The sequence below is a fragment of the Candidatus Dependentiae bacterium genome, assembly GCA_035445995.1.
Classification (GTDB): domain Bacteria; phylum Babelota; class Babeliae; order Babelales; family Vermiphilaceae; genus DAOMRS01.
In genome coordinates this window covers 114139-126189 of sequence record DAOMRS010000001.1, presented here as the reverse complement: position 1 = coordinate 126189, position 12051 = coordinate 114139, and the positions used below count along the sequence as shown (strand labels likewise).

General features: G+C 36.6%; 14 protein-coding genes. 2 read left to right on the top strand and 12 right to left on the bottom strand.

Features of this window, described 5'->3' with window-relative positions; genetic code table 11:
- Positions 1-17: 17 nt before the first annotated feature.
- The 7 genes from PK943_00655 to PK943_00625 form a co-directional block, all read right to left on the bottom strand.
- Positions 18-479 (bottom strand): pyridoxamine 5'-phosphate oxidase family protein, encoded by a 462-nt coding sequence (locus tag PK943_00655; GenBank protein ID HRN77730.1) that lies wholly within the window; start codon positions 477-479, stop codon positions 18-20.
- A 61-nt stretch (positions 480-540) separates the two neighbouring features.
- Complete coding sequence (gene hemW, locus PK943_00650) at positions 541-1695, bottom strand: radical SAM family heme chaperone HemW (protein ID HRN77729.1); 1155 nt, start codon at positions 1693-1695, stop codon at positions 541-543.
- Positions 1696-1877: 182 nt separating this feature from the next.
- Positions 1878-2510, bottom strand: coding sequence for a hypothetical protein (locus PK943_00645; GenBank protein ID HRN77728.1), 633 nt, complete (start codon positions 2508-2510; stop codon positions 1878-1880).
- A gap of 108 nt (positions 2511-2618) precedes the next feature.
- A complete protein-coding gene (locus PK943_00640) occupies positions 2619-3164 on the bottom strand; it encodes a hypothetical protein (GenBank protein HRN77727.1) in 546 nt (181 codons plus the stop codon).
- Entirely contained in the window at positions 3165-4049 is an 885-nt protein-coding gene (locus tag PK943_00635) for a DUF58 domain-containing protein (GenBank protein HRN77726.1), read from the bottom strand. It abuts the gene before it with no gap.
- 6 nt (positions 4050-4055) lie between these two features.
- Complete coding sequence (serS, locus tag PK943_00630) at positions 4056-5336, bottom strand: serine--tRNA ligase (protein HRN77725.1); 1281 nt, start codon at positions 5334-5336, stop codon at positions 4056-4058.
- 160 nt (positions 5337-5496) lie between these two features.
- Positions 5497-5769, bottom strand: a complete 273-nt coding sequence (locus PK943_00625) for an HU family DNA-binding protein (GenBank protein ID HRN77724.1) — start codon at positions 5767-5769, stop codon at positions 5497-5499.
- Between the two features lie 183 nt (positions 5770-5952).
- Between PK943_00625 and PK943_00620 the strand changes: the two genes are divergently transcribed.
- A complete protein-coding gene (locus PK943_00620) occupies positions 5953-6768 on the top strand; it encodes a TatD family hydrolase (protein HRN77723.1) in 816 nt (271 codons plus the stop codon).
- On the opposite strand, the gene PK943_00615 is transcribed toward PK943_00620, so the two are convergent.
- On the bottom strand, positions 6754-7215 hold the full coding sequence (locus PK943_00615) for a metal-dependent hydrolase (protein ID HRN77722.1): 462 nt from the start codon (positions 7213-7215) through the stop codon (positions 6754-6756). The two genes, PK943_00620 and PK943_00615, sit on opposite strands and share 15 nt — an antisense overlap.
- Positions 7191-8240, bottom strand: a complete 1050-nt coding sequence (locus PK943_00610) for an alpha/beta fold hydrolase (GenBank protein HRN77721.1) — start codon at positions 8238-8240, stop codon at positions 7191-7193. Before PK943_00610 ends, PK943_00615 begins: the two co-directional genes overlap by 25 nt.
- Before the next feature lie 170 nt (positions 8241-8410).
- Between PK943_00610 and PK943_00605 the strand changes: the two genes are divergently transcribed.
- Positions 8411-9112 (top strand): DNA starvation/stationary phase protection protein, encoded by a 702-nt coding sequence (locus tag PK943_00605; protein ID HRN77720.1) that lies wholly within the window; start codon positions 8411-8413, stop codon positions 9110-9112.
- Positions 9113-9200: 88 nt separating this feature from the next.
- Here the strand turns inward: PK943_00605 and PK943_00600 are convergent, their stop codons facing one another.
- From PK943_00600 to PK943_00590, 3 genes are read right to left on the bottom strand one after another with little or no spacing between them, the layout of a single operon-like run.
- Entirely contained in the window at positions 9201-10796 is a 1596-nt protein-coding gene (locus PK943_00600; GenBank protein ID HRN77719.1) for a SpoIID/LytB domain-containing protein, read from the bottom strand.
- Positions 10780-11286, bottom strand: a complete 507-nt coding sequence (locus tag PK943_00595; protein ID HRN77718.1) for a ribonuclease HI family protein — start codon at positions 11284-11286, stop codon at positions 10780-10782. The genes PK943_00600 and PK943_00595 overlap by 17 nt, the downstream gene beginning before the upstream one ends.
- A gap of 5 nt (positions 11287-11291) precedes the next feature.
- Complete coding sequence (locus PK943_00590) at positions 11292-12011, bottom strand: hypothetical protein (protein ID HRN77717.1); 720 nt, start codon at positions 12009-12011, stop codon at positions 11292-11294.
- Between the last annotated feature and the right edge of the window lie 40 nt (positions 12012-12051).

The following is a 12051-nucleotide window of genomic DNA, read 5'->3' as shown; positions in this document are numbered from 1 at the left end:
TACTCCTTTTGAGATTCTTATAATGTTTCAGCAAGTTCCTTGAGTTCAGCCATCAATGCCTTAGAAAGCTCTTCTGCTTCCCATGAGGTATAACTCCACCGCACACCTGAATCTACTTTTGATAATACCGAACGATCACTTTTGATATCGATAATATCAATTCGCACTACATTCATCAATGGATGTACCGAAGATGGTGCACGTACCACGCCTGCACGGCCCAAAATACTATACGCAACATTACCTTCATCCATAAAACACATCATCACTTTTTTTTGCCAAACCATATTATGATATCCGGTATGATCCTTATTAATAGAGATTAAAATACTCTCTAGACCCTTTGGATACACACATGAAATCGGTGTTGTATGAGGTAATCCTTTTTCTGAAAAAGTGGAAAGTACGCCAACAGTCTTACCCTGTTTTAATACATTCACCAAATCTTCTGGTAACTTGACGCCAACATGTTTTGCCATAAATAAAAATCCTCCTGCTCAATAAAATAACTTTTATAAACAAAATGCAATAATTCAGGAACTATAGAGACAGTCGCGCTACAATATCATTTTCAACAATAAGCCCCGCAGGTGTTAGCTGTAATCTTCCATCAATATCGACAATAAGATTTTTTTCTTGCAACATAGAGATCTGCTGACTGACCTGCGCTATTTCAGCTTCTGATAAACCAGATATCACCGTATCCCATGTAACCCCTTGCGCTCTTCTTAATCCTAACATGAGTCTTTCTAACCGAATCTGTTTAATACTTAAATCCTCACTAAATATAGTAACATCGTGACCTTGACTTGCACCTTCTAAATATTTCATTAAATTTTTTTCATTTTGAAATCGGCTCGTACCATCAAATGAACAAGCCCCTAATCCAAATGCTTTATATGGTTTGCGATCCCAATAAACGGTATTATGTCGTGATTCCCAACCTGTTTGCGCAAAATTAGAAACTTCATATTGTTTAAATCCATGCGTATCTAAAAGCTCTCGTGACCAATAATACAATTGCACTACTGTCTCATCTTTGGGTAGCCGTACTGCATTTGTTTTGACTTTAAAATAGAGTGGTGTTTGTTCATGTACCATTAAAAAATACATAGACATATGTTTAATTGGCCAGGTAACAACTTCTTGCAAATACGTCTTCCACTCCTGGGCCGAAACGCCAGGTAATCCCAAAATAAAGTCAACAGAAATATTGTGAATAACTTTTGATGCATGCTCTAACAAAAAATACACATCTTTTGCAGATTGCATACGATTGAGTTTATGCAAAGCCTCATCCTTGAGACTTTGCACACCCGTACTTATACGGTTAATACCTGCTTGCTTCCATAGTTCAAACTGTTCTATACGCACGGTTCCTGGATTCACTTCTATAGTTACCTCTGTTTGGTCTTGAATATTGAACATACTCTTTAGTCTACCAAACGTGTCAAGTAGTAAGTGATCGGGCCATGTACTAGGCGTGCCACCACCTATATAAATCGTATCTAAAGCCAATTTCCTGTCACATTGTTGTGCAAATGTTTCTATTTCTTTCATGAGAGCAGCATGGTAACGTTCCATGAATTGATCATGAGATGCAAGTGCAACAAACGGGCAAAAATTGCACCGATACGGGCAAAATGGCCAATGTATATATAAGGACTTAGTATTACTTGATGGATTATACTGCACGCAAAACCTACTTGTTTAAAACCTCACATTTTACAGATATGGTAAAAATGCCTGGCAAAATATTTTATCCGGGTAGTTTTATGATACCCGATAAAACCTTATTAATAAAGCTTCTTTTTTATTAAAAACAGAAGCGTCGCTCTATATCTGAGCGACGCTTCTATAAGACAATTATACGTTATCTAAAATTTAAATCGACCAAACAATAGCTCAAGAATACGCTGATCCAATGGAGGTAAATTGTTTTTTCTCATAAGCTCTTGAATACGCTGATCTACTAATTGCTCATCTGATGATTTTATTATTCCTGGATACGCCGCATCCACAACAAGAAGCAATGTTCTTAACCCAGCCATCACTAACGGCTCTGCAAGTAAGTACATAGAAGCATTCATATATTCTACAAATTGGCGGGATAATTCTTTTTTTTCTATCATTTGTTTTTGATGTAATAATTCAGCTATTTTAGGATAATATTGAGTTGAATCTTTCCCTGAAGCGGCTACTGCTTCCAAACTTTTTTGTATTAATAACAAGGTTGCATAGCTAGCAGGCACAACTATAATTTGTGCATCTGGATACTGTCTTTCTTCTTGAGGGGTTTTAGCTACCATCTTACCTTCAGTTCCTAATGCTATCAAAATAGCAAAAGCATCATACACAGTACTCAAGTTACCAATTTGCTTATCGGTTAAGGGAAGCATCTTATTATCAGTACTTTTTAATATAAGTCGTGAATCTACCACTACAGCCTGTATACCTATTGCACATATAAGTGCACTTAACCCTACTAATCCCATTAGTTTATTTTTCATAAGATTCTCCTTTTGACTACGCTATATCTATTTTCAGCATAATAAAAAGATTGTACAAATAGCAATAATAATAGGGGTTTTATAAACTGAAAAAATAATAAACCTGGCCTAAACCTTATCTGAATGGCTATTTTCTACCTGGGGCAAGGTATTGTGGATAAAAGCTTGGCTCCTGAGCAAATCCTGCTCTATTTGACTCTGCATAGCCTGTGTATTGGCAAACTTGATAAATACACTACCCTGAAAAACCTGCTCGAGCTCATTATAAAGCGTCTTATCAAAATTCATCTCTTTCAGGTAGGCGAGAACTTCAGCATCAGTCTTACTACGCACATCATACGCATAACGTTTTTGCATATAGTTTTTCAGGATTATGGTTAATGTTAAATAAAATTTTTGTCCATGCTCCGCTGTAGCTACATTATGTTGACGCAATAAGTGAAGTTGATCGAGTGCTTGTTGCCAATATGGTATCTGTTCAACTGATTTTTGACCATAGTATTTTTTTATAAACATCCATACCAGTATACTTATACCTACAAATCCCACGCCCAACATACTCCAATAGAACCATGGCCTTTGCCAAAATGGTACATACCAAACACCATAAATATCATATAATTGGTCTTGTAAATTTTCATGTGGCATCTTCATTTAGTACCTCATGCGACGTCTAAAAAATTTAATAATATCACCAATAATATGCTTATCATTCACCAGATCAAGCACATCAACTCCATATTTGGTAAACAAGTTATCTTGCTCAGTAACACGAGTTGCTAAATATTCGTTGATATAGTGCGCACCTTTTTTGCGCATGTCTACTGTGTAGATATGCCCCGTTTCTATATCTTCTACATCTACAAAGCCAATTGTAGGTACGGCGTGTTCATTTTTATCCAAATAACGCACGGCTATAAAATCATACATAGCTGCCACAAGGCCCAACTGTTTTTCAAAATTCGTATCTATAAAATCTGAAAGCATAAATACAACTGCATCTTTGCGTTTAAGTTGAGCAAGATGTTCTAAAGCCACCGCAATATTTGTCTTTTTATGCTGCGGCTCTGCGCCAAACAAAGTTTGCATAATAGTATGCACATGAAACTTACCCGATCCGGGTGGAATATATGTTTCTATTCGATCAGAAAACAAAATCAAAGCTACCTTGTCTTTACCAAATTCTGCTACCAATGCAAGCGCACTTGCAACTTGTGCTAGGATATCATGCCGCAACTCAGATGTGGAAGAAAAAAAACTTGATGCAGAAATATCAACTGCTAAAAAAATAGTTCTGCTACGTTCTTCTATAAACTGTTTCACCAGAAGCTTATTGGCTCGTGCTGATGCACGCCAATCGATAAAGCGAATATCATCTCCTTGTTGATATTCACGAATTTGATCGAACTCAAACCCGGTGCCCTTGAGTGCAGAGCGTGTATCGCCTACCAAGGAACCACTCAGTAACCGACGTGTATAAATTTGAATTTGTCTAATTTTGCGTAATATATCTTCAGATACTGCTGTTCGCTTTTTCATAATCTATTAAAAAAGTGCTTCTTTTTTTAAAATATCAGGAATTTTAATTGAACCATCTGGTTGTTGATATGTTTCCATTATCGCAACCATTAAACGTGGTAAAGCTAATGAAGACCCATTTAATGTATGCACTAATTCTGTTTTACTTGTCGCATCAATTTTGAATCTTATTTTTCCACGCCGTGCCTGAAAATCAGTACAGTTACTAACTGAAGACACTTCGTAATATTGACCTTGCCCCGGCAACCAAACTTCTATATCATATGTTTTTGCTGATGCGAATGAACAATCTTGCGCTGCAAGTAACGATATACGGTAATGTAAACCTAGTTGTTGTAAAATGTCTTCTGCACATGCAAGCATACGTTCCAATTCATTTTGTGATTTATCTGGTGCACAGATAGTGTATAATTCAACTTTTTCAAATTGATGAATACGAATCAGTCCACGTTCAGTTGCGCCATACGTGCCTGCTTCACGCCGGAAGCAACTGGTCCAGGCGGTCATACGAATTGGTAAATCTTCTATCCGTAAAATATGATCACGATACAAATTCCCTAAATTAACTTCTGCTGTAGGTGTTAAATATAAATCGTCTTCAGGAACTTTGTATGCTTGATCACGAAATTTTGGAAAATTACCGGTCACTTCTAACGATTTTGCATTGACCAGTACCGACGGTAATACTAACTCAAATCCATGCTTCATATTGTTTTTTAGCATAAACATAGCAAGTGCATAGAGCAACTTGACCGCATCACCTTTGTATAATGCAAAGTTGCTACCAGCCATGCGTGCTGCCGCATCAAAATCAAACCAACCAAGGTCAGTGCCAAGTTCAACATGATTTTTTATTGGATACTTAACTTCTTGATTTGAAAAATAGTATTCATTAATGAAATCTTTTTTTTGAAATGGTTTTTCCCCAACCACTTTGACAACCTTATTTGCTTCTTTATTTCCAACAGGAACATCATCCGAAGGAATATTCGGACAAAATAAATAGAGCTCATTAAATTTCTGCTCGAGCACTTCAAGCTCTGCCTCTTTTGTTTTGAGCTCTTTACCAATCATTATGGAACGCTCACGTAACTCAGGCGTTACGCCACCACGTGCTTGTTTGGCAAGCTCATTTTTTTCATGCCGTAAATCTTCTACCGCTTGTCGAATTACACGTACCTGAGCATCTAAATCAATTAATTGGTCAATGTTATATGCAGGGTCTTTTTTATGTACTAAGGTGCGTATACGATCCGGATTTTCGCGCAACAAAGCTAAGTCTATCATGAGGTATCCATATGCTAGTGGAACATCTTATTTATTTATCACCTAAGGATACTGCAAAAAAAAAGAGTTGAAAAGTAAAACAAGGCCGTGTTGTAACGGCCTTGTTCACAGAGTAAAAGCTTATCTTGGGTTTAGCTTTCTACAAGCCTAACCTATATTCTTATTTTACCCCTTCGCGCAAGCTTTTGCCTGGCTTGAAGCGAGGAACGTTGATCGCTGGAAGATCAATGCGTTGTTTAGTTGCTGGATTAATACCTTTGCGTGCTGGACGGCGAGATAACCAGAAGCTACCAAAACCAGTTATTGAAACTTTTTCGCCTTTTTTCAAAGTGCGAGTAACAATACGTGCAAATGAATTAAGAACACGATCAATGTCCTTTTTGCTAAACGTGGTTTCTTCGCTTAATTCGTTTATCAACTCACTTTTGTTCATGTGAGTACTCCTTAATAAGGGTTAGAACAACTGTAACACTGCCTTTTCTACTATTTCATTTTTACTTTTTTTGTAAGATATAGTAATTTCATTCTGGTTTGTCAAATTTATTCGTATTCTGGTATTATTAGAATCGTAAAACATTAAAAAAAATTACACATATTTCAAATAAGGAATTTAGTTGTGCTTATAGACACTCACTGCCACCTCAATATGATGGTAAAAAAAGATTTTGATATTCCAATTAATCAAAACCTATTGCCTGATGCTCGCATAATCGTTACAGATGCGCAGCAACACGACGTGTCTACCATTATCAACGTTGGTACCAGCTTGATTGAAAGTAAAAATTGTATTCTACTCGCACAATATATTCCTACCGTGTTTGCCACCGTTGGCATTCATCCGAATGATTGCACTGCCACTTGGCAAAAAGATCTCAATGAAATAAAAAAACTTGTACAACACAAAGAAGAAAATAAAATTGTTGGCATTGGTGAAATTGGCATGGACAAACACTATCCAGATTATAATCTACAACGTCAGTTTGATGCATTTCGAGCACAAATTGAACTTGCACTTGAACATGACCTGGCAATTGTTATACATACACGTGATGCCGCTGATGAAACATTAAAAATTTTACATGAATATAAACATGATATCAGACGAGGTATCATTCATTGCTTCTCAGAAGATGGGTATTTTGCCCAAGAAACTATTAGTATGGGATTTGCAATTGGAATTGGTGGCACAGTAACCTATCCAAACAATCAAAAATTACGTGATATAGTTACCACCGTTTCTCTTACTGACATAGTGCTGGAAACTGATGCACCATTTCTGCCACCACAAGAAATTCGTGGCAAACAAAATGCACCAAAATACATTCAAGTAATTGCCAAATATATTGCTCAACTACGTGGTGAATCATATGAGCTCGTAGCTCAAAAAACAACACAACGCGCACAACAAATTTTTAAATTACCAACGTCGTAACATTTGCTTAATGCCCAGGTCTAACCACAGATGTGATAAAGCACCAAGCACAAAAAATAATGTGTAATAAAACATAGGATACGTATATCCAGGCATATACGTGCTAACCAGAAACCATATGCTCAATGGCATGCCTATTACAAACCATACACGGTGAAATAGACCACGATGTTTTACCAGCATAGGTAAAACGGAAAACACACTGCATAGTGCCAATAATTGGTATTGCTGTTTGATAGTAAGTAGACCAATAACAAGCAACACAATCCAGTAAAAATATTTTTGACCCTTACTTTTTATATCAATATCAGGAAACAATGAACCCGCCAACGTGCTCCCCAACCACTGAAACGCCACGGTAGATGATGGACATTTGTGATATAACATAATCATAGCAAGTGAAAATGCAACACACCCACCAGCTAAATGTCCTTTGTAACCTGGCATAATTCACTCCTTTTTTTTAAAGCAAAATCTATGAATGTGTGTACACGATCCATGTACTCTACGGTATACTTTAAATGATTGCACGCATGTTTTGAGCTATCTTCTATCCACCAATACATCGCATGATCCATGTATTGTGCAAATTCTTGCACAGCATCAATTGCTACACAGGTATCATCGTACGCATGAATAAAAAGAATAGGTATTTCAATATCGGTATTTTGTATCTTTTTAGCCAGATTGGTCTGTTCATCACCATATAAAAAAGCCCATTTAAAAAAAACTGAATGCGTAAGACGAATGGTCCAATCTGCTATGGTAGATATGCACGAACCTAACAAAGTATGTTTGGCTTCTTTATAATGTGGTAATCCGTACAACCAGGCAACTGATTTCATAACATATTCCTGCGCTCGTCCCTGCACCACTGAACATGAAGCAGTATCAACTGAAACCCACCCACTATCAAAAATAATGCCCGCTATGCATGATTGATCGGGTAATCTAAGTACTGCATGTGTTGCATGAAAAGCCCCTGCACATAATCCCAATAAAACAATAGGACATGGATTCTGGTTATGTACAAAATCTATTGCTGCAATAATATCTTTGTATTCTTGTTGACCATACCACAACACATCCGCCCATAACCAGCCATCACTTTTGCCATGGCCTCGTGCATCAAAAAATAAAATGTTACAGTCTTGAGGCAAGATGGGGAAGAACGTAGCAATACCTTCTTTACGACCAGGCAACCAACCAGCACAACAAATCACCGTACTGCGTGCCTGTGGTCTAGCCAGATACAAACCATGTAGGGTTAAACCATCTTGCGTAGTAAAGCTAACCGGTTCAAATCCATCTGCACATAATTTTTGGTAGGTTTGTTCATAATTACGTAAAAATGAGGTATTAAAATACGGGCTACTCAAGACACGGGTAATACCGGGACGATTATCTGTTGGAAATAAAAAGATACCCCAAAAAATAACTAGAATAACCGAAAAACTCATATTTTGCTTCATAACAAAGCCACAGCGCCTTTAAGAGGGTTATACCTGACTTTAAGGTTACCTGGTAATTATTAATAGTAAAGTACATAATTTAATTGATTTTCTATTAGAAAATATATTAAGATGGGTATAGGTAAATAAGCAAATTCATACTTTTGTATGAGTAAAAAAAAGGAACCTTTATGAAAAAATTATTATCCATTATTTCTTTGTGCACCCTAATCTCACTCAATGCCCAAGAGCAAGACATTTTTATATCAATGGATGATGAACAACCAGTTATGCAAGACATACAACAAACTGATTCAATACAACAACCTATGCAACAAGAAACTATGACTTTTGAATCCATATCAGAACAACAAGCACCTCAAGAGATAATGCAACCAACTTCATCAGCTCATGCAATGCAATCTATGGTAAATATTGGCTTGCCACAAGAGGCGCGTATGCAAGTTGCTGAACTTCTACGTACATTACTGGCAAATGAATATGTGTTGTATGTCAAAACACAAAAATTCCATTGGAATGTGCAAGGACCACTTTTTGGACCACTACATAAATTATTTAGTGAGCAATATACACAACTTGCCATGTTTATTGATAGTATTGCAGAACGATCACTAGCTTTAGGATTTAAATCCATCGGCACTTTGCAAGAATTTATGCAATACACAACTATTCAAGAAATGCCCGGACAAAACCCAGATGATCAAGAGATGATCAAAGAATTATTACAAAATCATGAAATGATTATTAAACAATTGCGCACAAATTTAGAAATTACAAGTAAATTAAATGACATGGGTACTAATAACTTCTTGAATGATCTATTGGAAAAGCATGAAAAAATTGCATGGATGCTCAGAGCACATTTGCAATAAACATAGTTAATTATAATTAAAATAATTATTCCCTGTTTCTCTTGTAAAAAGAGACAGGGAATAATTATTTTATCATTTTTATACATGTTTATGTTAACTTCATAAACTCTGTACCTGGATAATAAAATTCCAATATTTTTTTATAATCCCAACCATCACTTACCATTGCACGAGCACCCCACTGGCACAAACCAATGTGATGACCTAGGCCATTGCCAGTAAAAATAATACGGTCACTCGTGTGCTGCACTGAGAATGCGAAGCTTTTTATATCCTTATGTAACCTATAAAATTCTTTGCCAGAAAGTACCACTTTGCGTACCGGACTATGAACAACTGTTTCTTGCACCACTCCTGCCAAATCATATCGTTTTACTTCAATGTTTTTCAGCTTACTAAAATCATGTATTCGTTGTTTAATAATGTTTTCAAACTCTTCATGCGTGTATTCTGCTCGCCATGCATACATTCTGCAATTTCTACAATGCGTACATGCATAACCACGCGCTAAATATGGCGCCTCATCAAAATTGATCCCCTCCATATGCGCAGGTATAATGCCACCACAACAACAATCAAACATAGCCACAATAGGCTTCTGTTTATGTGCTAAAAAAATACCTTTAGTTTCTTCTACTGCTTTTCTAATTACAGGGCAACTATGGAAACCTGCATAGGTCTGATGCTCACTGGTATTTTTTACATGGTACAATCGCTTGCTTTTTTTTGCATTGAGAACCATGGAAACTACATAGGTACGTGATGCAATTGCAAATACTTTGTTTACCTCTAACGGCCAACCAGGCCAGCTCTCAGTGCGGAGTACTGCAAAAACATAATCTTCTATCTCCAAACAATTAATGAGATAAACATGCTTCTTATGCTGCACAAACCATAATCCACCTTGATATGTGTTACCATGCAGTCCTATATGTGCCCCTTTTGGCCTTACAAATAATTGCAATCCAGGCATTTTTTTACCATTTATATAAAAAGCCCCTTTGTGATATTTGATTATCAATGTATCCGTGTCATACGAATAGCAAACTTTTTTGACATCATCATGTACTAAAAATCCTGCCGGTGCCAATAATTCCCAGCTATGTTGCTTAGTATGATCACATTCATCAAGAAGTACGCGTACATTCAAAGCACGCGATGCACTTGCATGTGACAACACAGGTTGCGTTTCCAATTCCGCTAATTGGTCTACTTTTTTTGCACCCTGTTCAGGAATATCTAGCCACGTATTATGAGTAAGTACATCAAGTAACGATGACTCATTATAATAAGAATTTACCAGCACCTGTTTTTTTTCTCGTTGAATTGTAATACCTGCTACCAAAGTATTATTAAAAAACATATGCGTATTATGCATTGGATATATGTTAAGTATCTTACCTGGCATACGATTACCATTAACCCATACTAACCCATTCCGTGTCATAATACTGAGTGTTTGCTCATTACGTAGTACACATTTTTTTGTTGCATCAGATATGACAAAACCACTTTCACTTGAAACAAGCATCCATGCACTATCTTTGTACACATGGTGTACAATAGGTCCAATCTGAGAACAAGATAGTTGAGATACCGTTTGTTTTTTTCTAGTCTGACCTGCATCAACATATGACTGCATGACTAAAAATAAACACACAATTAATTTATAATGAAACTTCATGTTTGCTGAGTTCTTCAATAAATGCAGGAGGAACCGGTATTTTTTTATCAATACCTTGGTTTGCCATTTTATCTGCAATCACATTATCTTCACGATATACATGATGAATATGTGCACCCACTGAATATAATAATGCATGCGCTAAAGAAAAAAGTTGTTTGAGATCAGGATGTTTCACTTTATATTCACCAGTCAGTTGCTTGACCAGCAATAATGAATCAGAACAAATTGTAATCTCATCATGAGAATGTACATATTTTTTTAATGTGAGCATTCCAAGCAATAATGCAAAATATTCTGCCTGATTATTTGTCTTGGGGCCAATATAATAGCCAATACGTTCGAACGATTCACCATTTTTCAAGATATGAATACCTACACCGGCAGGACCAGGATTATTACGCGCTGCTCCATCAATATATAATTTCCATATATCCTTTTTTCGAGAGGTTACGGTAGATTGTGTAGATGCCGGCCCAAATAATGTCATTTGCTTCACAATACTTGCTCCATAATTTCTGGCGCATATAAAAATCGAAAACATCGCTTACATTGTAGCAATGCACCACGTTTTAATCGTAACAAATCTTGATTTGGTAAATGATAAAAACAACCACTACATGAACCATCGGTAATAGGTACTACCGGATTAGTAACACGTGTACCCATGCTCGCATATCGTTCGAGCCAGTCTTCTGGTACAGATTTTACTTTTTCCAGACGTTCATCTTGCCGTGCTGCAAGCATAGCTTCTAACTTTTGTTGCGCTTTTTCTTTTTCTTGAATAATTGTTATAATTTCTGCAATTTTTGCATCAATATCTTTTTCTATACTACCAAAGTATTTTTCAGCAGCTTCATGTTTATTCCATGCTTCAAGAATAGACTGCTCTAATTTGTGTTGTGCATGTTTGAGTTGCTCTATTTCTGCCTGCAATGCCGTATATTCTTTTTGGCTTGCTATAGTATCTAAACGCTGCTTTGCCCGTTGCTCTTTATTATCAAGATCCTCCATTTCTAGCTCAAGCTCATCAACAGCTTTACGTGCGTCTACTGTCTGTTGCTTTGCCTGCTCAAGATCTTGGCGTAATTGTTGTTCTTGATTACGGAATGTATTAATTTCCAGTGATATATCAGCAATATTATTTTTTATTTCTTGAACCGATTGATCAAATTGTACTAAGTCAATCAAGGCACGAAATGCCTGCTCATTCATGGATGATACCTTTCTGTTGAACTGCGGGCTGCTTTGGACG